This is a genomic window from Duncaniella sp., from assembly GCF_029054785.1.
In the GTDB taxonomy this organism is placed as follows: domain Bacteria; phylum Bacteroidota; class Bacteroidia; order Bacteroidales; family Muribaculaceae; genus Duncaniella.
Genome location: NZ_JAIDEN010000069.1, coordinates 1 through 23783, shown reverse-complemented (window position 1 = coordinate 23783; position 23783 = coordinate 1). Strand labels below are relative to the sequence as shown.

Below are 23783 nucleotides of genomic sequence, written 5' to 3'. Positions count from 1 at the left end.
GATTGACTTCGCAACGATTAAATTGCTCCTTGCTCACTTGTAAAATTAAATTTCAGTTAAAACTAAACACTCTCTTAAAGCGCATCACTATTTTTAGGTATTTTCTATTCTATAAATAATGATTAAGTTTGCAAACTCTTTTGACACTGACAAACAATTGCACCTATGCGACTATCTGATCTCAAACCGGGCGAAACCGGAATAATTGTAAAAATTCTTGGTCACGGAGCTTTCCGCAAACGAATGCTGGAAATGGGGTTCGTGCGTGGCCGTGAAGTCAGAGTGGTACTTGACGCACCGCTCCACGATCCGGTGAAATATCAGATAATGGACTATGAGGTCTCCCTGCGCCGGTCTGAAGCCGAGCTGGTTGAAGTGGTCTCTGTAAATGACAATTCAGATTCTTCCGAACCGACTCTGATCAACCACACCAAGACCGTCAGCGATACTGAAATCTCAACACCGGCCCACGAAAAAGGGCTGCGCACAATAAACATAGCCCTGATCGGCAATCCGAACTGCGGAAAGACCACCCTTTTCAACGTTGCGTCAGGAGCCCGCGAGCATGTGGGCAATTACAGCGGTGTGACTGTCGACGCCAAGTCAGGAACATTCAAATACAAAGGATTCAGATTCAACATAGTAGACCTACCCGGCACTTATTCTCTTGCCTCCTACTCCCCTGAAGAGCTCTACGTCAGACGTTATCTGAAAGAAAAGACACCTGACATCATCATCAACGTTGTCGACGCATCGAACCTCGAACGCAACCTTTACCTGACGACCGAGCTCATCGACATGGACCGCAGCATGGTCATCGCCCTCAATATGGCCGATGAGCTTGAACGTTCCGGCCGCAAACTCGACTACAAGACTCTGGGCGAAATGATCGGTGTGCCCATCGTCCCCACATCCGCCCGCAACGGCACCGGAATCAACGAACTGTTCGACACCGTGATCAGCGTCTATGAAGGGACAGATCCTGCTGTCCGTCACATCCACGTCAACCTTGGCTCCGACATCGAAAAAGCGCTGTCAGAAATTAAAGACACGCTAAAAGAAAATCCACACATCGGACGCCACTTCTCTCCACGCTATCTTGCGATCAAACTGCTGGAAGGTGACGCGGAAGTAGAGACAATGGTCCGCTCCCTGCCTGACGGCTCCCGGATTCTCGACCTGCGCGACAAGAAACTGCAAAAGGTCTCCGAGATACAGAAAGACGCCGACATCAACATGTCGATCGCCAATGCGAAATACGGTTTCATCGCAGGCGCTCTGGCCGAGACTCTCGAAGAATCCAAGAAAGAAGAGATCAACTCCACACATATCATAGACACGATTGTCACCAACCGACTGTTCGGCTTTCCGATTTTCATCGGCATCATGGCCTTGATTTTCTGGGCCACTTTTGAACTGGGATCCTATCCCATGGAATGGATCGAAAGCGCGGTCAGCTGGATAGGAGAAATGGTCAAGGAACACCTGCCTGACGGAATAGTCAAGGACTTGATTGCCGACGGAATCATCGGCGGTGTCGGCGGCGTGATCGTATTCCTGCCGAACATCCTGATTCTCTACCTCTGCATATCTTTCATGGAGGACTCAGGCTACATGGCCCGCGCTGCTTTCATCATGGACAAAGTCATGCACCGGCTTGGACTTCACGGCAAATCTTTCATTCCGCTCGTGATGGGATTCGGCTGCACAGTACCTTCGATCATGGCCAGCCGCTCAATCGAAAGCCGCTCAAGCCGTCTGATCACCATACTGATCAATCCATTCATCAGCTGTTCGGCCCGCCTGCCTATCTATGTGCTACTGATAGGAACATTTTTCCCTAACCATGCCACACTGGTGTTCATGTGTCTGTATTTCACAGGCATACTGATAGCCGGACTGACAGCCCGCATGCTCCGTCGCTTCCACTTCGGACAGGACGTGACACCGTTCGTCATGGAACTCCCGCCCTATCGCGTCCCGACCTTGCAGGCAACCCTCCGCCACATGTGGGGCAAGGGTGAGCAATATCTGCGCAAAATGGGCGGCGTGATCCTCGTCGCCAGTATCATTGTCTGGGCGCTGAACTATTTCCCGCTCCATGACGGACAACCTTCTCAGAATATTTCCGCTGAAACAGTCACCGATGACTCAGCCATCGACCCTTCACGCGACAGCTATCTTGAGATGGCCGGCAAAGCGATCAATCCGCTGCTCGAACCCCTCGGTTTCCACTGGCGCGCATCAGTGGCCGCACTTGCTGGAGTCCCCGCAAAAGAGATCGTGGTTTCCACTCTTGGTGTTCTCTATACCGGCGACGAGGAAGCGTCTGACCAGACCCTTTCAGCCCGACTGACTTCGCCAAACGAAGTGACAGGCAAACCGTACTTCACCGCAGCCGCCGCATTAAGTTTCATGATTTTCGTGCTGCTTTACTGTCCCTGCATCGCTACGATCACCGCAATCGTCAAGGAGACCGGCAATCCTCGCTACGGGCTTTTCTCCGTTCTCTACAACACGGCAATTGCCTGGATTGCGGCATTTATAGTCTACAACATAGCACTTCTGGTGTAGATTTTGAATAATCACGTTGGTAAAACTCATGGAATTTCCGTAATTTTGCCGCCGTCATGACTCTTGCCCTTTTCATAGCACGTCGGCTCAGTCTGCGCTCAGCCTCAGGCAAAACGCAGTCCGGCATCGTAATCGCAGTCACAGGAATTGCGCTTTCGGTGGTGGTGATGCTGCTGTCGATTGCGGTCATGATGGGTTTCAAGAATGAAATCCGCCACAAAATCATGGGATTCGATTCCCAGATCACAATCTCTCTGCGCAACGCCTCCGACGGTCCTGAGGGATCATTGGTCAATATCGACGATCTTGCATCTGCATTAGAAACTCTCCCGCAAAGCGCGACCTCGACACTTACCATCCGCCAGCCTGTAATACTCAAGACTCCGGCCGATTTCACCGGGGCCATTGTTAAAGGCATGGCCAGGAACCACAACTGGGACTTTGTGCGTGAAAACCTGGTAGCCGGTGTCATCCCGGATTTCAATGCAGATTCTACAATCTATCACACCGTCATTTCAAACAGTCTTGCCCAGAAGCTGAATGTCAGCTGCGGTGACAAGATTGATGCCTATTTCCTTGGAGGTGACAACTATCGGACACGCCGCCTGAAAATCGCAGGTATTTATGACACACATTTCAGCGAATATGACAAGGCATTCATTTTCGCCTCTCTCCCGATGCTGAGCGCTCTTGCCGGCATAGATGAACGCCTTGGAACTGTGGTCGAGATCAACGGACTCGGCAGCGACGAAGAGATCAGCCGGGCAACGGACAACCTGACAGCATCGCTGATGGAAGACCTCTACACAGGCCGTTCCGACAAACTATATGCCGTCACCGATGTCCACTCATCCGCTGCACTCTATTTCAACTGGCTCGCCCTGCTGGACACAAACGTTGTTGTCATTCTGACAATAATGTCTCTTCTTACCTGCCTTACCCTCGTATCCTCACTCTTCATCCTGATCCTGCGCCGTGTCAACATGATCGGAATCCTGAAAGCGCTTGGGGCCTCCGACGCCCTGATCCGACGTGCTTTCGTCTGGCTGACACTACGCCTCCTCGCCTGCGGGCTGCTGATCGGCAACGCAATCGCTGTCGGTATAATCCTCATTCAGACCAGCACCGGTTTTATACCCCTCGATCCGGAAGCCTATTATCTTGACCATGTCCCGATGGAGCTAAACCTCACCGCCCTGCTGATACTGAACACCGGAATCATAATAGTCTCGGCACTTGTTCTGATTCTTCCCTCAGCCATAATCACCACAATCCCACCCTCACGCGTCATAAACTACGACTGACACATCCCTACGGGCTCTACGCGGGCTCTATAAACATCTACAAATTTGACAAAAGAAGCCTAAAAACATTGCGTTTAGGCGAAAAAGCATTATCTTTGCATTTATGTTAACCTCTACAACATTATAATATCGAAAAAACATCAACATTATCAATATCTAATTAACAGAATGAAAAGAGTTTATACTTTTGGAGATGGTAAAGCGGAAGGCAATGCCTCAATGCGTAATCTCCTCGGCGGCAAAGGCGCGAACCTCGCCGAAATGAACCTTCTCGGTATGCCGGTGCCTCCCGGCTTCACTATCACTACCGAAGTCTGCACCGAGTACACCCAGTATGGCCGCGACAAAGTTGTCAAGGATCTTACTTCTGAAGTTCAAGCCGCAATAGCTCACGTCGAGCAGCTCACTGGCAAAAAATTCAACGACCCCGAAAATCCCCTTCTCGTATCCGTACGTTCAGGCGCACGCGCATCAATGCCCGGCATGATGGACACCGTCCTCAACCTCGGTATGAACGATGCAACCGTTGAATCTCTTGCTAAAAAGAGCGGCAATCCCCGTTTCGCATGGGACAGCTACCGTCGCTTCGTACAGATGTATGGCGACGTCGTGCTCGGCATGAAGCCCAAAAGCAAAGCCGATATCGATCCTTTCGAAGAAATCATGGATAAGGTAAAGGAAGAAAAAGGCGTAAAACTCGACACCGAGCTTACAGTCGAAGATCTCCAGAACCTCGTGAAACTCTTCAAGGCTGCCGTTAAGGAATACACCGGAAAAGACTTCCCCAACGACGCTTGGGAACAGCTTTGGGGCGGCATCTGCGCCGTATTTGACAGCTGGATGAACGAACGCGCCATCCTCTACCGCCGCATGAACCAGATCCCCGAAGAATGGGGCACAGCCGTCAATGTTCAGGCTATGGTCTACGGCAATATGGGCGACAACTCAGCTACCGGTGTGGCTTTCAGCCGCGACGCTGCAACTGGCGAAAACATCTTCAACGGCGAATACCTCATCAACGCTCAGGGCGAAGACGTGGTTGCCGGCATCCGCACTCCCCAGCAGATCACAGTGGAAGGCTCTCGCCGCTGGGCTGCCCTCCAGGGCATCAGCGAAGAAGTCCGTGCTGAAAAATATCCCTCTCTCGAAGAATCCATGCCTGTCTGCGCTGCCGAACTCATCGCAATCGCAGGCCGTCTCGAAGACTACTACAAGGACATGCAGGACATGGAATTCACCATCCAGGACGGCAAACTCTGGATGCTCCAGACCCGTAACGGCAAGCGCACCGGCGCTGCGATGGTCAAAATCGCCATGGACCTCCTCCGCGCAGGCGAGATCGACGAAAAGACCGTCCTTTTACGCATGGAGCCTCAGAAACTTGACGAACTCCTCCACCCCGTCTTTGACCAAGCCGCCCTCAAGCGCGCCAAAGTCGTAGCCAAGGGTCTTCCCGCTTCTCCCGGTGCAGCTGCCGGCCAGATCGTATTCTCGGCAGAAGAAGCTGAAGCTTGGAGCGAAAAGAAACGCAAAGTGGTCCTCGTCCGCATCGAGACATCACCCGAAGACCTTCGCGGTATGGCCGTGGCCCAGGGTATCCTCACAATGCGCGGCGGCATGACCTCTCACGCAGCCGTAGTTGCCCGCGGTATGGGCAAATGCTGTGTGTCAGGTGCCGGTGAAATCCGCGTTGACTACAAGGAAAAGACCGTTGAAATGGGTGGCAAAGTCTACAAAGAAGGTGACTGGATTTCACTCAACGGTTCAACCGGCGAAGTTTACAACGGTCAGGTTCCGACAACCGAACCGGAACTCGGTGGAGACTTCGGCGCAATCATGAACCTCGCGTCCAAATATACCAAGACACTTGTCCGCACCAACGCAGACTCACCCCGCGACGCAAAGCAGGCTCGTCACTTCGGCGCACAGGGCATCGGTCTCTGCCGCACCGAACACATGTTCTTCGAAGGTGACCGCATCAAGGCAGTACGCGAAATGATCCTCGCTTCTGACGAAGAAGGCCGTCGTGTAGCCCTCGCCAAACTCCTCCCGATGCAGCGCGGTGACTTCGAAGGCATCTTCGAAGCAATGGACGGCTACGGTGTGACCATCCGACTTCTCGATCCCCCGTTGCACGAATTCGTGCCTCATCAGACCGCCACTCAGAAAGTGATGGCTGAAGAAATGGGCATCACCCTCGAAGAAGTAAAAGCCAAAGTTGACTCGCTCGAAGAATTCAACCCGATGCTCGGTCACCGCGGCTGCCGCCTCGGCATCACCTACCCCGAAATCACCGAGATGCAGACCCGCGCCATCATCGAAGCCGCACTCGCTGTCAAAGCCCGCGGAATCGACGTGCACCCCGAAATCATGATTCCTCTTGTAGGTTCACTCAAGGAAATTCAGAACCAGGCAGATGTCATCAACATCACCGCTGCCAAGGTATTCGAAGAAACCGGCGAAAGTGTACCCTACAAGGTCGGAACTATGATTGAAGTTCCCCGTGCGGCTCTCGTTGCCAACCAGATTGCAGAAGTCGCTGACTTCTTCTCATTCGGCACCAACGACCTCACCCAGATGACCTTCGGTTTCTCTCGCGACGACGCACCCAAGTTCCTCAAATTCTACAAGGAACACGGCATCATCAAGACAGATCCTTTCGAAGTCCTCGACCAGGAAGGCGTAGGCCAGCTCGTCAAGATGGGTGTAGAAAAAGGTCGTGCGACCAAACCCGAACTCAAAGTGGGTATCTGCGGCGAACACGGCGGCGAACCCTCATCAGTCAAGTTCTGTGCTAAACTCGGCATGAACTACGTCAGCTGCTCACCCTACCGCGTGCCCATCGCCCGCGTAGCTGCGGCCCAGGCTGCCATCGAAGAGTAAGAGCTACTCTAACATAATCCGACAGTTAGGCTGTAACGCTTTGAGAAATCAGGCGTTACAGCCTAAGTTGTTCTTAGGGGGGGCGTTCACTTGGCGTCACTTTGTGGGTACAAATGCGCGGATTTGCGTACAAAAAGTGTCACACATTTTACAGGGGCGCATACAGCGTGTGTACAATGGTGTGTACGGGGTTAACTCCCGACAGTTGTGCGACACCAAAGTAACCATAATGGGCTGACTCCTGCAAATGGAATCAGCCCTATTTTTTCAATCGCTCAAAAAAACTTTAGCGGACAGTAATAATTTTTTTACTACTGCAAAAGCAGGCATTTATCTCCTGTTGTGCCAGCTCAAGTGTCGGTCGGGGTATATCTGACAACGCAAAAGACGGATTCCGTGTGGTGCAGAATCCGTCTTTTGCATTGTCAGATTGTATTATATACAATCTCTTAAAGGTCTACCTCGAAGCTCTTGGTTGCAGGGGGAAAACAGATGGAGTTGTCGCATACCTGGTATTTGACAGTCACGATTGCCTTGCCGGCACCCTGGCCTTTGATGCGCTGAGTGAATGAGCCTGTGCCTGTGTAGTAGGTGGTGGCTGTGGGTGAGGGCGAGGGGGATGGGAGTCGCAGGTCACCTACTTTCTCGTAGCCTTCGGGGAGCTCTATGGTCACTTCAGTAGGTATGAACGGATCGTTCTCGTCGACATAGGCGTAGGTGTGATATCCGTCATGCACGGTCATGGTCAGCACCACATCTTTGCACCCATCGGGAGCATCACTGAGTCCGGCATTGAGTGCCACGGGGTTGTTATTGTCGGTCACACCGGCGGGAGCGTCGGGAGCCGCGGGTGTCTCGTTCTCTTTACGTTCGAGCACAGTATAATCGTTGCCCGGCTCAGCGTGGTCGTCGGTGTTGACAAGCCACAGCCAGCCGCCGCTCTCGGTGAAGAACATGCGGTCGCGGTTGCGGTCGAGCCAAACCTGCCATTCGCCGGGAGTAGCAAAGCGGCAGAGAGTGTAGCGTTCGAGCACACGGCGTCCGCGCTCAGCATCACTCCCCCCCTTGCCGAGGAGTTCGATTGCCTTGTCAAGCAGGCGTATGTCGTTGTTGGCTATACCCATGGCGCGCACATCCTCGTCAATGTCGAGCGCATATCCGTCGATGGTGGGATACATGTAGGGGGCGTTACGGTCGTAATAGCGTGCATACTCGTCCTCGTCCTCGCCAAATATGTGGAAGAGCTTGGGCTCGCGGTTGCGAATGTAATCCTCAAACGGTCTTCTGACCGGTTTCTGCGGTTCAGGCATTTGCAGGTACATCAGTTCCATGGGCTGGAGCTCCTCGCCTGCCTGCTGCTTGGCCTTCACTACCTTGATAATGCTGTCGGTGGCATTGTAGAAGTTCAGCTCCATCTCATACTGGCTGTCATTGCAAGCGCGCGACGCATAATACTTGGCGGCAACGGCGTTGTCGCGTGTAGCCATGCCCTCGTTGAGTTTGCGGGCTATGATACGCTTGCCGTTATAGTCCTTCATGTACACTATGGCGTTGGCCAGTGCCGCACGGGCGGATTCGGTCATGTCGGAGGGTTTGGCTGCGAAACCCCAGTGGAGGAAGTTGCCGTGACGGCCTATTGCCACAGCGTCAATGCTCTTGACACACTGTCCGCCAGATATGACTTCGGCATCGGGCGAGTCGGTGTAGCCCCATGGGCGCGACACCATGCCTATGCGTTTGCCGCTTTGGAGCGAGAATGGCTCATGCACCATCCACATCTCGGTCTGATCGGGCAAGGTGTAGCCGTATATCGGACCGTACTCCTTGGCAACTTCCGGAGTGGGGCGCATCTCGGTAGTGATGTTGACCTTGAACGGACCGTTGAAGATGGGGTGATCCTTCTTCCAGCCCAGCGCATAGTTGTCGAGGCAGAGGCAGAACCAGTCGTTCTTAGTGCCGATCGAGCGGCCCAGCTCTTCGCTCATCTCGGCGATGCATATAGCGGCGCGGTCAAAGTCGAAGGGGAGCAGTGCGTGGGGCTTGATTTCGCGGGGCTTGCCGTCAAACAAGGTCACGTCGTATGCGTCGGACATATCGGGTGTGTAATCTGCGGCGTCGACTACCTTGACTTTTGTAAAATGTTGCTTGAGAAATCTGTTGAAATCGGCGGTACGTTCCTTGGCCGACTTAGCCACTGCGGCCGGATCGGCAGGTACGCCGTAGGTGTTGATGTCGGGTGTGCCGCCCACATACAGTACACTGACTTTTTCCTTGGCTTGCAGGCAGCCTACGGCCACGATTGCAGCGAAAAATATCGTTAAAATCCTTTTCATAAAAAAATATGTCACTTATTTCCGTTATATGTTCCTTAAAAACTTGTCTCGACAAGCTGGTGTGTCAGTCTGACCGATTACTTCTTGTCACCGAGCAATGCCGAGCTCAACCATGAGGGGACGTACCTTCTGATTGGTGTAGCTCATGGGGCCGCAACTGATGTAGCCCATCTTGGGTGTTTCGATGCTGCCTGTGAAGGTGAATGCGCCGTTGGCTACTACACAGCTGTCCTTGACTGTCGAGTCGGCGGAAAGCTGATAGGTGAAGTAGATTGTCTCCCCGTCAGCGGCATCGGTGGTACCGTTGATGGTGTACTCGGTTGAAGGCTTGGAGTTGCATGCGCACATTACGGCGAGCGCACCAAGACCGAGAATTGTAAGTTTCTTCATTACTTAGAAGCTGTAAATAAAATGATTGGAGTGTTTTAACGTTCCCCGCGTGCGGGGAGGACAAAGTGGATCTCAAGGTGAGGTTTTAGCCGGGATAGATAAGGGGACATAAGTGACATAATAATGTTTTTAAGGATTTAGAGGTCGTTTATTCCTCTTTTGTTTCCTTATTAACAATTATTATGCCACTTATAACCGGGAAAATCACCAATTGAGATAGGGTTTCATGTTAGGATTATTGTTCACAACATTTTGAGGAATGGGAAATACCCACATCTTTGAATCAGGGGTGAGGGTCATGTCAATGTCACAGAAAGTGCGTGTGACGGTCTCGCGATAGTCGGCAAGACGTGTCCAGCGCTTGCGGTCGATGAAGTTCCATACGCTGAATATGCCTTCACCGTGAGCTGTCGTTTTCAGTCGAGCGATAGCTGTGGCTTTGTCGTTGACGGTTCCCTTAAGAGGGGCGTAGACAGCAGGATCGATGCGACACACGCGTATCTTGTCAAGATAGTCCATAGCATCGTCATACAAGCCGTTTTCAATTGCGTTCTCGGCAAGAATAAGATACATCTGAGTGGTTTTAAGACCAATATGAGGCCATGAGGAGTTGAGGTCGTTGGTCATCACCAGACCCGGCACACCAAGAAACATGAGCGATGGGTCCATCATGCCTGCATACATCCTGTTCATAGAGTTCAGGTAGTTGGGGATTGCATGACCTGTCTCAAACTTGTCCATGGTGAGTATTGTGTCTAAGAAAGTGTAACTGTTGTCGCTGAAATAGTCTTCGGCACATTCAAGTTTCGGGCGAAGCAGTACGGGATATGTACCGATGCCGAAAGCATCGGCAGCCGAGCTGAGCATGGTGTTGTAGTCAACCACAATACTCTTGATATCAAGAGCTTTCTGGGCTGCAATGGCAGCCTCGCCAGGCTCCTGCATGCTCATAAGCACGAGGGCTTTGACTGCATAGGCACTCGCTTTGCCGAAACGCATTGCGTTGACGGGTACTTCGGGCAGAGCATCGAGGCTGATGGCGGTGTTGATGTCGGCAAGGATGTTATCATAGTATTTGTCGAGCATTATAGGCTCAGGTGATTGTTTGATATCCTGTCCTTCTAACATATAAGCGAGTCCGACAGTACCGGCAGCTGTGGCTTTGTCGTATGCGGGAGCGAATTTCTGCGCGGCAAGGAAGTGGAAGTAGGCTCGTATCAGGTATGCTTCCGCTTTGATTGCGGTCTTGTCGGCTTCTTGTCCGTCGGCATTGTCGACCATCGAGATTATGGGATTGGCTATGCGTCCGATGTACTCATAACAGCCTGCATAGTAGGAGTCGCTATTGGTCAGTTCGGGCAGCTTATTTTCATGACCTGCTTCATCCCAGCCTGCAATGATTGAGAAAGAGGTTTTGACCGGTGGTGCAAGGGCGGGAGCAAGTGGCTCGACGCAATCGAAAATATCGCCGCTGATTTCCTGTAACGTACTTGACGACAATGAGTAGTCAGCATTGAGCAACAATTCGAGATCCGCTGTGCGGGTGAGCAGGTTTTTGCCCTTGGGGTCGATGTCTGTAAAGTCGGAGCATGAGCCGAGCATCATACCTGCCGCCAGCACCGATGTGATGTGTTTCAATGATATGTTTAGTTTCATAACTGTGGATTACGAGATTAGAGATTTAAATTCAGACCCACCATGTAGGAGGCGGGGTTGCGGATGCCAAGTGTCTCAGGGTCTACGCCGAGATTGTTGGCTGTCCACAGAGCCTTGAGATTATTGACCTGGAAACGCAGCGTGAGCAGATTGATACCGAAGCGGCGTGTAATGTTCTCTGGCAAGGTGTAGCCGAGAACAACGTTGCGCAGTTTGATGAACGATGCGTCATGTATGGCGTTGTTGGAGTAGGAAGTCTCACTGCCTACCGATGTCGATGCATACTTGCCCATGCCGGGTACGGTGGTCGGGTTCTCAGGAGTCCAGGCGTTGTTGAAATATGAAGCCATGGGTTGATTGAATGAAGCGAATGTCTCGTTTTGTGCAAGAGCGCGCATCTTGTGACCGCCGTAGTAAGCGAGTACGAATCCGAGGCTTATGCCATTCCACTTGAAGGTGTTGTCAACGCCCACGATGTATTTGGGGTCACTCTGTCCCGAAAATTCGAGAACATCGGGGCTGTGAGACCCGGCTTCATGCGAGATGCCTCCGTTCTCGATATAATAGAGAGTCTGACCCTCCATGCCGAGTTCGTCAGATATGCCGGCGAAGCGATAGCTCCAAAGAGCGTTGACAGGATAGCCTACCTTGTAGGGGGTACCGATGAGTTTGAAAGCTGTGGTGACGTCATTCTCCACATCGGTCACCTCATTTTTGTTGTAGGTGAAAGTCATACTTGTAGTCCATGAAAAGTTGCGACGCGAGCGGGGAACGAACCAGTCGTAGGAAGCAACGAGCTCGACACCTCGGTTGCGGATTGATGCGGCATTTGCCACGATTGAAGTGAAGCCGGTCGTCGGGTCGAGGTTGAGTCCGTTGAAAATGTCCTTGCCGACCTTGTTATAGTAGTCAAAATTGCCGCGCAGACGGTAGTTGAACAGACTGAAGTCGAGACCGATGTTGGTGGTTCGGTTCTGCTCCCAACGCAGGTCGGGGTTGGCGGGTGAGGTCACTTCGCCGTAGGGAAGGTTGGTAGAAGTATTTATTTCGCCTGCCGAAGCTGTCATTACCGATGTGGCGCCCTGATAGATGTTGCCTGTCACACCGTAAGAAAAGCGGAGTTTGAGGAATGAAAGCCATGGTGCGGCATCGTGAACGAACGACTCATTGTGTATGTTCCAGCCTGCGCCGACCGACCACAGCGGCTTGCCGCGGAACTTGGAATTGAGACCGAATACGTCGGCGTAATCTTTACGGAATGAACCGAACACATTGTACTTCTCGTCGTAGGTATATGTGGCGTTGGCATAGCCAGATCCGTAGCGATGGCGCTCCTCAGGCACGATGCCCATGCCGTCGCGCAGGTAGGGATCAAATACGAACTGCTGGCAAGGGAAGCCGGACTGAGATGTAATCAGGAATAACGGGCTGTATACCATTTGACTGAGTTTGCCGAAGTCAACAGTGTGTGTCGATGATGACTGCAACTGCTCGTCATAGCCGAGAGCAAGAGCTCGTGTGCCTTTGTAGGTAGTCTCGCGGAACTCGACACCGGCTATGGCCGTGATGTCATGTTTGCCGAATGTGCGCGAGTAGTTGAGCTGACCGCGCGCGGTCCAATAGTTGCCCTCAAGCACAGTGGTCTGGAGAAAACCGCCTGAGCGAGGAGTCATATAGGTGACTTTGCCGCCTTCCATGGTTGCATAAGCGTTGCGCATGGTACGTGCCGCATGACTCTGCTCTGTGGCCAGATGCTTCTCGTTGCGGGTGTCGACTTCGTAAATAAATTGTGCGTTGGCTGTAAGTCCCGGTATAATCTTGAAGAGGAGGTCGCCGTGATAGCGCATGTTCTGGCGACGGTTGGTCTGTGTGTTGTTATACATCTCCTCAACAGGGTCAACGCCGAGATCGTGCATACCTTCTTGCGGGGTGTAGTATTCATTGCCGCTAAACCATGGATACTGGCGGCGGATACCTCCGTCGGTGTTGTAGAACGGCTGGTATGGTGTATAAGCCCAAGGATTGTTAGCATTACTGTTATAGTCGTAGCCGTATTCGCGCGTGGTGGAGTATATGGAGTTGATTGAGACTGTGGCAGTGAACCACTTGGCGAGGTCGAAGCTGCCCTTGTAGGAGATATTGAGCCATTCGGCCTTGTGATTTATTACACCGCTGTTGTCGTGCTTGTAGTTGAGCACGATATTATTGCGTGACTTGTCGGACGAGTTGCGCAGCGCAAGGTTGTACTGCTGAATGACCTGGCGACGGTAGACATTGTCGGCATAATCCTGGGCATAGTTGTTGCCTGCGAGCGACGCCTTGAGTGTGTTGAGCTGATCGCGTGTGATTTGTCCGGACGCGAGCTGATAATATGCATACTGAAGCGGGGTCGGTGACGAAGCCCCTCCTGCGATGGATGTTGCTAATGAGTTTATATTCTGAGCAGGATTATTATTGTGGGTCGGGTCGTTTTCGAAGTATTTCCATTCGAGGTAGTTGCTCTCGGCTGCAATCTGCTCCTCTGGTGTCATGTAGAAGTTGTCGTGATAGTCCATGTTCTTGTTCTCGTACCAGGTGACGTTGGCAGAGAAGTCGATGTCGATTTTGCCTTTTTTCTTGGCGTTCTTGGTGGTCACGACGATAATACCGTTGGCGGCACGGGCACCATAGATAGCCGAAGAGGCTGCATCTTTGAGCACGTTGATACTCTCGATGTCGTAGGGGTTGAGGTCATCGAGATCCCCCTCGATGGGCAAGCCGTCGACAACGAGCAGTGGTGCGGTCGAGCCGCTGAGTGTGCCCATGCCGCGTATGATAGGTTTGCCACCGTAGGTCGAGAGACCGGCAACTCGGCCTTCGAGATTGTCAAGGAGATTGAGTGTGTAGCGGTCGTCGAGTTTATCGGCACTGATTGTAGCTACCGAGCCGGTCATCTTCTCTTTCTTAATGTCTTGATAACCGGTAACGACAACCTCGCTCATCATGGTGACATGTGTCTCCATGTCGAAACGCAGATTATGCTGGTTCTTGGGAGTGACCTTGATTGACACGGGTTTCATGCCCACGAACACTGCTGTGATCATGGGGTTGAGGGCCTTAACGTTCTTGAGTGTGAAGCGTCCGTTGGCATCGCTGATGGCGAGATTGGTGGTGCCGTCGACCATGATGGTGGCTCCGGCGAGAGGCTCATTCTCCTCGGTGTCATAGACCACGCCGCTGATCTCACCCTTTACATAGTCGATGTTGAGATCGGGGAGCTTGATGATGACAGTCTTGTCAACAATCTCATAGCCGAGCAGCATGTTGACCGAAATAACTCGATTGAGCAGCTGGTCGAGTGACAGGCCCGTGTAGTTGCATGTCACGGGTGTCTTGGCGGCTTTGAGTACGTCTTTCTGATATACGAATTCCAGCCCTGTCTCGTGCTTTAGAGCATTGAGCACAGCCTCTGGAGTAGCTTGGTCAAACTTGGCATTGTAGGTACGCGCGTAGCTTTCGATCGGTACGAACAATGAGATGACCAGTAGTAATAGATACAATACTTTCTTCATTGTAATGAGGTTTGGTGTGAAAATGTGATAGGTCCTATTCTAAGATTTGTTATTGTCGGGGTGATATTACTACCTTGTCGCCCTGGGTGGTGAAGCGCAGTCCGCCGCTCTTCTCGATTATGGATATGGCGGTGGCGAAGTCGGCATATCGGGGTATGCTGCCCATGAAGACTATCTGTTCGAGTTGCGGGTCGGCAAATTCGTAGGAGAAATCGTACCATCGGCTTAGGTCGCGCATGATACTTGCGAGCGGCTGCTCCTCAAACACGAAGCGTCCGTGGCGCCAGCTGGTGATGACCGCAGGGTTGACCACCCGGAGATTGAGAGTGTTGTCGGACCGGCTGAGGCATGCCTGATGTCCCGCCGAGAGCATGACCTCGCCAGAGTTCAGTCCGCTGCGGGTTATGGCTATTGAACCTCGCTCAAGTGTTGTGTAGACACACGGGGCATCGGCGTAGTCGCGTACATTGAACTCGGTGCCGTAGACGCGCACGGTCTGTTCGCCTGTCTCGACATAGAAGGGGCGGTTCTCGTCCTTGGCTACGCTGAAGTAGGCTTCGCCTGACACCTGTACGCGGCGTTCGGTGGGGCTGAACACCTCAGGATAGCGCAGGGTCGACTCGGAGTTGAGCCATACCTGCGTACTGTCCTCGAGGATGATTTTGAACTCGGCTCCGCGCGGCACATCGAGGCACAGTTCAGCGGGACGGTTTATGTCGCAGCTGCCCGACCGGAGTATGCTGCTCGCCACACATATGGTGTCGGTAGCCGAGAGTTCGAGCGTGGTGTCCGACGCTAACGTAAGTTTGGCATGTGTGGTGCCGGGATGAATCCCGGCGATGTCGATTGCGGGCTGTGGCGTAGCCGTGCTGACCGACATGGGAGCGTCGGCAGCCGGATGCGACACATATATATAAATAATAAAGGTTGAAGCAAGTGTGAGCAGCAGTGTCACTGATGCGGCTATGGCCCTAACGGCGGTGAGGCGGCGTGTGCGCGATATGCGGCGGCGCATGTCGGCCATAGGTCGCTCCACGGGTATCATCTCGCGCCTGCCGATCCGGTCGGCTATGTAGTCGGGGTCAGCCAGACGCTGCAACAGAGCCAGGCGCTGCTGATTGCCATCGGCCCACTCGATGAGTGCTCTCTCCTCCTCAGGTGTGGTGATGCCGATGGCGTGACGGTAAAGAAGCTGCTTTATATTATCCATGGATTTTGTCGATTTTATACAGATAAATAGCGATGGGTGCGAAAAAGTATATATATTTTCATGAAAATTTTAAAATATTTAGCAAAATGATGTTTTTTGCTTGCATTTCGAGATATATTCGTTAAATTTGCGGGAGTGTATAACTATGATCACATATACAAAGCGTTCATAGCGGGTGATGTCACACCGTTTTACGAGCAACTTTATCCCGGACTGCTGCTGTATGCGTCAAGGCTGCTGGGCGAGGACCTTGCGTACCTCGCCGAGGATTGTGTGCAGGATGCGGTGATGACGTCGTACACGATGCGCAAGAGTCTCAAGACCTCGCCGGCATGGTACTCCTATATACTCAAGTGTGTATATCACAGTTCGATAACTCTTGTGAGAAAGCATCATTCGCAGAGCAATTACCTCGACTCGCCGGAGCTCGACACTGCAACTCCCGAAATTGATGTGGCCATGCTCGAACAGGAGACGCTTGACCGCCTGCATGCAGCCATCGAGTCGCTGCCGCTCAAGTATCGCAACATACTACGCATGAGCTATCGCGAGGGGCTTAAGAATGCCGAGATAGCGCAACGCCTCGGTGTGGCAGAAATAACAGTGAAGAAATACAAGGCGCATATACTGGCGCTGCTACGCGAGAAAATGGGCGATATTTCTTCCTGTATAATCGCCTTGCTGCTAAATAGTTACACAGAGCTATCGGCGTGATGCCGACGATTAAACTTTTGCCGTCGCATGATTGTTTAACTATTGTTAATCCGTTATGCTATGGCTACTACTAACGCATCAGGCGCAAAGGCATAGGCGCCGGTTCATCACACACCTCGCGTCATCACCATCATGAATCTGCTGGTGATAGTGCTTTCGACGCTCCTTATAGTATTTATCTCGGTCGACACGTTCTCGAGAAGGTCGATTTTCTCGACAATCACCGTTACATGGTGTTTCAGTTGTGGATGTGCGTGTTCTTCATGATCGACTTCTTTGTTGAGCTGGCATACGCGCCTGACAGTCTGTTTGCCGGTAAGAATGATCACACCATCAATCTCAGCGTCTGCTTGCTGTGCTGCGAGGGAATGACTCCCCGACCCTCCCTGGTGATTCTCTCAAAGAACATCTTTTCCGGTCTAACCCAATAACCGCAATTGCCATAGAGTGCCTGATAGACAACCATGCGGTCAAGTCTCTCGGAATCCTTGGCTATTTTCCATAGACGATATTTTCCTCCCTTGAAATGACTAAATTACTTTATTTGAAATTCGACGCCTAATTGTCAATCTATCATATTTGAAGTCTATGATAAAAGATGGCTTGAATTTGTGACGCAAAGTCGACTTGGCAATTAGCTTTGGATGGGATATGATTATATCAAGTGAAGAATGTACAACAGAACTGCACCCCAAAAGTTTTGAGTCAAACTTTTGGGGTGCAGTTTATTTGCATGTGTTGCAATACCGCGGATGACGCAGCTTTATTTAGATCACTTTTGCAACTTACTCCTATTATTGAGCGTCGGAATCGGATCTCCGGTTCTGATTACAGACCGAAGATGCCTACCAGCGAACTCTTGTAGTTCTGAAGAGCTGTCTTTAGGGCGGAGATCACACTGTAATCAGTGTCGGCGCCCTCATAGTTCATGTCCCACTTGAAATCACCGTGGTTCAGACGTCCTGCACCATAGAATCCTGTCACGACAGCCGGAACATCAGCTGCTTCAACGGGAGTGTATTCATACATCAGAGCAGGGTTTGTATCAAAGTTGTCATAAGTGCCTCCGCCGACAAGCGCCTTGAAAGTTGCAGGGACTTTCTCGTCACGGCTTGATGCTTCATAACAGTCAAAGCTGGTAGCACTCATGGTGTGGGTAATGACATTATATTTGTTTGCTGTGCCTTTTTCAGCATAAAGGTTGCCGAAGCTCTTGATGATACCACCATTTTCACCGGAGAACGTTCCGTCGCCCATAGCATCTGTACCCTGACGTGAGCTCATCATCGGAGCCAAGGTGTGACGGAAGAAATTGCGCTCCACAAATACACTCGACGAGGTGGTGGCCCCCACTCCGTATTTGGCACAGCCGTCATAGTAGTTGTTCCAGACATGAACAGTCATGGTGCGCACACGCGGATGACGCGAGTCGCTGTGGTCAAACCAGTTGTGGTGATAGTCTATGTAATTCGGTCCTGATTCAGACTTCATGCCGCACAATGAGCTTTTTCCGCTGTCGTGGAAATGGTTGTAGGCGATTGTGATATACTGTGAGTCACCTTTGACATCGACAGTGCCATCGCCTTTCGCCTGGTCGGAATCGCCGCCGGTTTTGCCGTAGAAGAGATCGAGATGGTGAATCCAGCAATATTTGTTGTCGGTGTCGATCGAAACGCAGTCGTCCATGCAAAGCATATTGGCAAAATTGCGCAATTCAACCGAGACGGCGTTTCTCAGAAGGAAGCCGAAGCCCCAGGTCGTAGCGTCGTCACCGATACCCTCAATGGTGATGTTCATCGGAATAGTATTGTTCTTGCCCTTTATCTGAAGCCCCTCGGCAGAGCTGCCTAATGTGTCCATATCGGCGTCTCTGATGGTTCCGATAAGGCGGACATCAAGCGGACGGGTTTCTACACCTTTCTGATAGGCATTGATGATTGCCTGGAGGCCGGTGAATTCGGTTCCTTCGCCATCTTTGTTGCTCTGCTTGACAAGACATGTAACAGTTTTGGCAGTCTCGGCTGTCACATAAATCACACGGGCATCATCTTTCAGCTCGCCATTGTCCTTGTAGGCTCCGATACCGCTGTAATTGAAATGGGCGAAACCACTGCGGTCATAAGCTTTGACAGCCATTTCCTTGGCCTCGCTGCCCATGCTCTCAACTTCCGTACCGTCGATGAGCACGGGAACCACTTTCAGTGAATAGACTCCGGCCGGAAGACCAACCATGTCGGCACGTCCATAAGAACCGTAGTTGCGAACAAGCTCGCGGTCAATGCGGGTGTAATCGCTGTACTTTCCACCTTTAATATATACGTGGTAAGTCGAATAGCCTTCAACCGGCTCCCATTTCGCATAGACAGACTCCAACCAGCCCTTTGCTTCGACGATGTTCACACCTTTGTTGACAATCTCGGCATCTTCTCCGGTTTCAGGAGCTTTGGCAAAACTGATTGCGGCAACATTCTTCTTGAACTCGTCGTTCCAGTCACCGGCGAGAGGGGTCACGCTCACGGTTCCTGAGACCTTGTCGATGTTCACCTCTGAGAGATCTGCGGTGTTGTAATATTTCACATCGCCGTTGGTCATCCGGAGTAGCATCTGATTGTTGAGAGTATTCATATTGACCGAGTGGTCGCCTGAAGGTCCGGGAGTCGGATTCGGGTCCTCACCTTCGCCAGGAGTCCCAGGATCACGGACAACAGATATGTACATAAGATTTGTACCAGTGTTGCCATCACGGACAAGCGAAAGATTCGGCTGATCTTCAGTCAATGTATATGTCAGCTTCTCAGGAATATCCGGCGAAGTGTAACCGTTTATAAAATCAGGAAAAGCATTGAGTTCATTTATCTGGTCGTCATTTCCCAATGATATAAGTTTTACGGCACCACGTTTTGATGCATCTTTATTATTTATAAAACCTTGGATTGTCACCACATCCCCGGTTTTAAAACCTTCAGCACAGACGAGGTTGATAGCATTCCCATTATAGACGGCTTCAGTCGTGTAACCATTGGCAAGCTGAAGACAGGTAACACTGGTCTTATTCGACTGATATTTTACTGATTTTGATACAGTGGTACCGCTGATGGTAATGTTTGTCATGGATCCGTTTGCATAAGAGCAAAGCAAAGTCTCGGCTTTCATTACCGACACACTTGCAAACAGAGCAATTACAGCGGTCAGAAGTCCGCGCACTGAGTAGAGATGTTTCATTTGACATAGACTTTTTGACCGTTAACAATATAGATTCCCTGAGTGAGACCTTCAGGCTTTTCGCCAAGATACTGGCCTTTAAGATTGTAGACTCCTTTGGCTTTTTTCGGATCAGCAAGGATCTCGGAGATCGCTGATGAATCGCCGTGGTCAAAAGAGATGGCAATCAGCCCCATTTCTGCGGTCTCGGTAGAACTGTCGCTGAATGTCAAAGTGACCATCTTGTCATTGAATGTAAGCTTTGTCAGATCTTTGTCGATCTGCTGACCGCCGATGACCGTGGTCACCTTCGAATCAGCCTGTACCGTTGCGGCCAGCGCCAAAAATCCAAGCCCAAGGATCAATTTTAAGGATTTCATGGATTTAAGTATAAGTAAATGATTAATATTTCTGTTTTCAGATTGGTATAAAGCAGTTAGTTCTGAAACATCAGTAACTTTCCGACTTATCGTTCAGTACCGGTTAAAGAGTCACGGATATTGTATTTTGCTAAAACCGAATTTGGGACAAAGTTATCAATAGCTTTTTGAAATCTCCACACCCATTAATCTAAAATAAGTTAAATATTCACTACAATAATCCAGAATTCCTATTTCCCATTGTCGTCTGCTTGTCTTTAGGATTTAATTGCCTATCTTTGCAATCCCAACAGCCCCTGTCAACTTTGGCCGGATCTCAACATCGGTTTATGAAAACACAGTGCTTTAAACAACCTCTTATTCTTCTTGTGGCAGCCTTGGCGCTGACCGCTTGCAACAACGACATATTTATTGATGACATCCAGCCCTCCGGCAATGATTTCACCGTCGGGACAGGCGAAATGAAATCGGCCTCGTTCGGCACGGAATATCTGCGCAGCATCCAGTTGCAACTCGACCGCTTTCAATACGACTGGACAATATTCGGCGAGAATTATTCCAACACTTACAATTCCCGATCAAGTCTCTATCTGATGGATGTCTCGTCAAGTCTGCCGTTCATTAACCGCGTGATGGCTGTCAACAGCCAGATTGAGGTGGAATTCCTTCAGGAAAAGACAGGCCATCTGACCATAAAAACTCTAAGTAATATCTCCGGAGAAAACATTTCAGGCCGCATAAAACTGACCTATACCTACAAGGAGGAATATATCCGCTTCGTGATTTCACGCGAAATCGAGGAGGGCAAATATATCATCACCGGACTCACATACGACAACACCAACTTCTCCAACGATTTCCGCAGCATTACAACCACCCCGCTAACCATCAACAACAATAGCCCCAAGCCGATGACGCAGTCGTTCTGCCCGGAAAACTGGTGTATGCTCCAAGGGAAATTCGAGACAAAGCATCTCTACAATTTCGACATTGATCCCGATCAGGAATATCCGGAAGTTGAAATCCCGACTTTTGTGAATAACGAAAATGAATCCGTGATCGCAGGAGCATTGAACGGGACCAAAGTCCGCTATACGACAAACCCGTTCGCCATCAAGCCGCTTGACAGCGGTTCGGTCAACGGCAACAGTTTCTATGCAGTCTACCCCATCGAAATCCCGCCATACTCAACTGTTAAAGGAGTTCTGAATCTTCAACGGATATTCATTACAGCCAAGGCGACTCTCCACATCGAGAATCCCGTCTCAGGCCGCACCCACGATCTGCCGACGACCGTCGAGATAACCCAGCCGTTCTTCTACACATTCAAATGGCAAGAAATCCAACCAGATGAAAACTGACAGAATCCCAAGCCTCCTCAAAACACTCGCCAGAAATGCCGCCACAGTTGCATTTCTGACAGCGATTTCCACTACGACACCAGCCGGTGCTGCTGACACAGACTCCACACGGACCGCCTCACGGTTCATCAGCCATGTCGGCCTGGATCTACGCGGTGCCTATGTCGGTTCTTCGACATCTGCCCTGCGTGATGCCGGTTATTACGGCACCGGACCGAAGGAACTGCACTCCGACATTTCGGCTCACATGAAATACTCCTTCAGTTACTCCCCGTCGAGCCGTCTCGGCCGCCTCTACCCCGGCGCCTATCAGGGCGTAGGCTTGTCGCTGACATCGTTTTTCGACAAGAGCCGGATCGGATCGCCGGTCGGGGTCTATGTGTTTCAGGGAGCATCGATTTTCAGACTTGCCCCACGGCTCACGTTTGACTACGAATGGAACTTCGGCGCATCCTTCGGCTGGGAAAAATATCAGAAAGACAATCCCCGGACCAATCTGATTGTCGGTTCGGGCACCAATGCCTATATCAATGTCGGCTTCATGCTCCGCTACTGCCTCAGCTCAAATATAGCTCTCGCAGCCGGAATCGACATGACCCACTGGTCAAACGGCAACACCTCGTGGCCAAATCCCGGAGTCAATGCCATCGGCGGACGCGCCGGACTGATCTACACATTCGACAGCCGCGCCTCCATGCAGACACTTGCCGACATGCAGGAAACCGAACCTGTCAGGCCTCACTTCAGCTACGATCTTGTGGTCTACGGGGCAGCCCGCAAACGGATGCTCCACATCAACGACTCTCCTCAGCTGCTTCCGGGGCGCTTCGGGATCGCAGGTCTGAACTTCGCACCAATGTACAACTTCAACCGTTTCCTTCGTGCAGGAATCTCGGCAGACATCCAGTATGACGAAAGTTCCGGTCTGGCCGGATACTGGGTTGAAGGCACCTATGACGATGACATCAAGTTCCGCCGTCCCGACTTTTTCCATCAGGTCTCAGCCGGACTCTCGGCCCGCGGCGAACTGGTCATGCCGATCTTCTCGATCAACGCAGGCTTAGGCTACAACCTGATCGGCAACCATGACACCCGCAACTTCTATCAGGTTCTGGCGCTGAAAGTCAACGTCTGGCACAGCCTCTTCCTCCACGTCGGCTACCAGCTCAACAGTTTCCGCAACCCCAACAACCTCATGATCGGCCTCGGCTACCGCTTCCACGACCTACGCTAACCTCTTAATCTTCAAACCAGTAGTCAATACCGGGATTATACTTTTGGCCGATGAGCTGTTCTTCGTCAAAGTCCATATCAAGATACCCGTCATCATCCAAAAAATAGTTTTTTTCCTTATAGCAAGCGATTACAGTACGAAGAAAGTCTTCAAAAGAATTATGAATCTTTGTTGGCTCATCAACATCGTGTTCTATCAGGAAAATTCCGTTTTCTTTACCTTCCGATACTTTCAAGGCATAAAAGTCAGAGGAATAATTCACAAGAATAGGATAATACTTGTCTTCTCCATTCGAAATCATTTCCTTTATAGACTGCATAAAACTTTCGTATTCAGCATCCCTGATGAGAAGATAACCGGGTAAGAAATCCATCAATCGTTGATCTTCAGTTTCATAATATGTGCCACTTACTTTAGAGTACAATATTTTTAATGAATCCGGAAGGATTAAAGACAACTCGTTGTCCTTAATAATACTCAAGGAATACCCAGGCCTTAATTCATCAGATAGACTAATAAATTCATCTATTAAACAAGATATTTCTTTTTCCATTTAATTTTTATTTCGTGATACATGATGCAAATGTTCGGAAGCTAACTACCCCTTATGAGATGTTGAGCAGCTTGTTATCGACCTCATTTGACTTTTTATTATAAAATGCAAAATTCTCTTCTACAAAGGTAATTAAAACATTTTTTTGCAGGAACAGCAATCAATATATTATCATCATCCGGGTAGCAGAAATAAGTCCAATACTTGAGAAAAACCTCACCAAAAGTAATAATCGAACAGTTACTACCCCAAAACAATATAATCTTATCATTGGCTTCTAAAAAAGGGGATAAACTTATAGACGCAAGTTCGGGATAAGAACTTTATGTTTTTCAACCAAGCAAAAGACATAGAGTATTGGGCGGCCTTTCAAGGTCGCCTGATTTATTTGTACAGTTTGGTGTTAATCCCAGAGGACAAGCTGCCCGTTTGACTCGGG

General features: G+C 50.6%; 15 protein-coding genes and 1 pseudogene. 6 read left to right on the top strand and 10 right to left on the bottom strand.

Annotation, left to right across the window (positions count from 1 at the left end):
* Positions 1-165: 165 nt before the first annotated feature.
* The 3 genes from feoB (at position 166) to ppdK (ending at position 6761) form a co-directional block, all read left to right on the top strand.
* Entirely contained in the window at positions 166-2574 is a 2409-nt protein-coding gene (feoB, locus tag K2H17_RS04650; protein ID WP_300131992.1) for a ferrous iron transport protein B, read from the top strand.
* Between the two features lie 56 nt (positions 2575-2630).
* Positions 2631-3878, top strand: coding sequence for an FtsX-like permease family protein (locus tag K2H17_RS04645; RefSeq protein WP_300131990.1), 1248 nt, complete (start codon positions 2631-2633; stop codon positions 3876-3878).
* 168 nt (positions 3879-4046) lie between these two features.
* Positions 4047-6761 carry a pyruvate, phosphate dikinase gene (gene ppdK / locus K2H17_RS04640; protein WP_300131987.1) on the top strand — a complete coding sequence of 905 codons (2715 nt, stop codon included), beginning with the start codon at positions 4047-4049 and terminating at the stop codon, positions 6759-6761.
* 449 nt (positions 6762-7210) lie between these two features.
* Here the strand turns inward: ppdK and K2H17_RS04635 are convergent, their stop codons facing one another.
* The 5 genes from K2H17_RS04635 to K2H17_RS04615 all read right to left on the bottom strand — a co-directional run bounded on the left by K2H17_RS04635 (position 7211) and on the right by K2H17_RS04615 (position 15901).
* Positions 7211-9094, bottom strand: coding sequence for a protein-disulfide reductase DsbD domain-containing protein (locus tag K2H17_RS04635; protein ID WP_300131985.1), 1884 nt, complete (start codon positions 9092-9094; stop codon positions 7211-7213).
* A gap of 87 nt (positions 9095-9181) precedes the next feature.
* Positions 9182-9484, bottom strand: a complete 303-nt coding sequence (locus tag K2H17_RS04630) for a DUF4369 domain-containing protein (protein ID WP_300131982.1) — start codon at positions 9482-9484, stop codon at positions 9182-9184.
* A 204-nt stretch (positions 9485-9688) separates the two neighbouring features.
* Entirely contained in the window at positions 9689-11140 is a 1452-nt protein-coding gene (locus K2H17_RS04625; RefSeq protein WP_300131979.1) for a RagB/SusD family nutrient uptake outer membrane protein, read from the bottom strand.
* A gap of 17 nt (positions 11141-11157) precedes the next feature.
* Positions 11158-14691 carry a SusC/RagA family TonB-linked outer membrane protein gene (locus K2H17_RS04620; protein ID WP_300131976.1) on the bottom strand — a complete coding sequence of 1178 codons (3534 nt, stop codon included), beginning with the start codon at positions 14689-14691 and terminating at the stop codon, positions 11158-11160.
* A gap of 49 nt (positions 14692-14740) precedes the next feature.
* Entirely contained in the window at positions 14741-15901 is a 1161-nt protein-coding gene (locus K2H17_RS04615) for a FecR domain-containing protein (RefSeq protein ID WP_300131974.1), read from the bottom strand.
* Positions 15902-16036: 135 nt separating this feature from the next.
* On the opposite strand from K2H17_RS04615, the gene K2H17_RS04610 reads away from it, so the two are divergent.
* Complete coding sequence (locus K2H17_RS04610; protein WP_300131971.1) at positions 16037-16615, top strand: sigma-70 family RNA polymerase sigma factor; 579 nt, start codon at positions 16037-16039, stop codon at positions 16613-16615.
* A 107-nt stretch (positions 16616-16722) separates the two neighbouring features.
* On the opposite strand, the gene K2H17_RS04605 is transcribed toward K2H17_RS04610, so the two are convergent.
* From K2H17_RS04605 to K2H17_RS04590, 4 genes and pseudogenes are all read right to left on the bottom strand, one after another.
* Complete coding sequence (locus tag K2H17_RS04605) at positions 16723-16944, bottom strand: hypothetical protein (RefSeq protein ID WP_300131968.1); 222 nt, start codon at positions 16942-16944, stop codon at positions 16723-16725.
* Positions 16941-17138: pseudogene (locus K2H17_RS04600) on the bottom strand (DUF1653 domain-containing protein); the annotation flags it as partial. The pseudogene K2H17_RS04600 and the gene K2H17_RS04605, both read right to left, overlap by 4 nt.
* A gap of 305 nt (positions 17139-17443) precedes the next feature.
* A complete protein-coding gene (locus K2H17_RS04595; protein WP_300131966.1) occupies positions 17444-19837 on the bottom strand; it encodes a pectate lyase in 2394 nt (797 codons plus the stop codon).
* Positions 19834-20196: a hypothetical protein gene (locus K2H17_RS04590; RefSeq protein WP_300131964.1), complete on the bottom strand. Its 363-nt coding sequence runs from the start codon at positions 20194-20196 to the stop codon at positions 19834-19836. Before K2H17_RS04590 ends, K2H17_RS04595 begins: the two co-directional genes overlap by 4 nt.
* 329 nt (positions 20197-20525) lie before the next feature.
* Here K2H17_RS04590 and K2H17_RS04585 point away from each other — a divergent pair, with 329 nt between their 5' ends.
* Both K2H17_RS04585 and K2H17_RS04580 read left to right on the top strand, forming a co-directional pair.
* Entirely contained in the window at positions 20526-21557 is a 1032-nt protein-coding gene (locus tag K2H17_RS04585) for a hypothetical protein (protein WP_300131963.1), read from the top strand.
* A complete protein-coding gene (locus tag K2H17_RS04580; protein ID WP_300131960.1) occupies positions 21547-22791 on the top strand; it encodes an acyloxyacyl hydrolase in 1245 nt (414 codons plus the stop codon). The genes K2H17_RS04585 and K2H17_RS04580 overlap by 11 nt, the downstream gene beginning before the upstream one ends.
* A 4-nt stretch (positions 22792-22795) precedes the next feature.
* Here K2H17_RS04580 and K2H17_RS04575 read toward each other — a convergent pair whose 3' ends face one another.
* Positions 22796-23344: an SMI1/KNR4 family protein gene (locus tag K2H17_RS04575; RefSeq protein WP_300131958.1), complete on the bottom strand. Its 549-nt coding sequence runs from the start codon at positions 23342-23344 to the stop codon at positions 22796-22798.
* Positions 23345-23783 lie beyond the last annotated feature (439 nt).

Coding starts and splice junctions, on each gene's coding strand:
- feoB (WP_300131992.1), top strand. CDS start 166: ATGCGACTATCTGATCTCAAACCGGGCGAAACCGGAATAATTGTAAAA.
- K2H17_RS04585 (WP_300131963.1), top strand. CDS start 20,526: ATGAAAACACAGTGCTTTAAACAACCTCTTATTCTTCTTGTGGCAGCC.
- K2H17_RS04580 (WP_300131960.1), top strand. CDS start 21,547: ATGAAAACTGACAGAATCCCAAGCCTCCTCAAAACACTCGCCAGAAAT.
- K2H17_RS04615 (WP_300131974.1), bottom strand. CDS start 15,901: ATGGATAATATAAAGCAGCTTCTTTACCGTCACGCCATCGGCATCACC.
- K2H17_RS04590 (WP_300131964.1), bottom strand. CDS start 20,196: ATGAAATCCTTAAAATTGATCCTTGGGCTTGGATTTTTGGCGCTGGCC.
- K2H17_RS04635 (WP_300131985.1), bottom strand. CDS start 9,094: ATGAAAAGGATTTTAACGATATTTTTCGCTGCAATCGTGGCCGTAGGC.
- K2H17_RS04645 (WP_300131990.1), top strand. CDS start 2,631: ATGACTCTTGCCCTTTTCATAGCACGTCGGCTCAGTCTGCGCTCAGCC.
- K2H17_RS04620 (WP_300131976.1), bottom strand. CDS start 14,691: ATGAAGAAAGTATTGTATCTATTACTACTGGTCATCTCATTGTTCGTA.
- K2H17_RS04595 (WP_300131966.1), bottom strand. CDS start 19,837: ATGAAACATCTCTACTCAGTGCGCGGACTTCTGACCGCTGTAATTGCT.
- K2H17_RS04625 (WP_300131979.1), bottom strand. CDS start 11,140: ATGAAACTAAACATATCATTGAAACACATCACATCGGTGCTGGCGGCA.
- K2H17_RS04630 (WP_300131982.1), bottom strand. CDS start 9,484: ATGAAGAAACTTACAATTCTCGGTCTTGGTGCGCTCGCCGTAATGTGC.
- K2H17_RS04575 (WP_300131958.1), bottom strand. CDS start 23,344: ATGGAAAAAGAAATATCTTGTTTAATAGATGAATTTATTAGTCTATCT.
- ppdK (WP_300131987.1), top strand. CDS start 4,047: ATGAAAAGAGTTTATACTTTTGGAGATGGTAAAGCGGAAGGCAATGCC.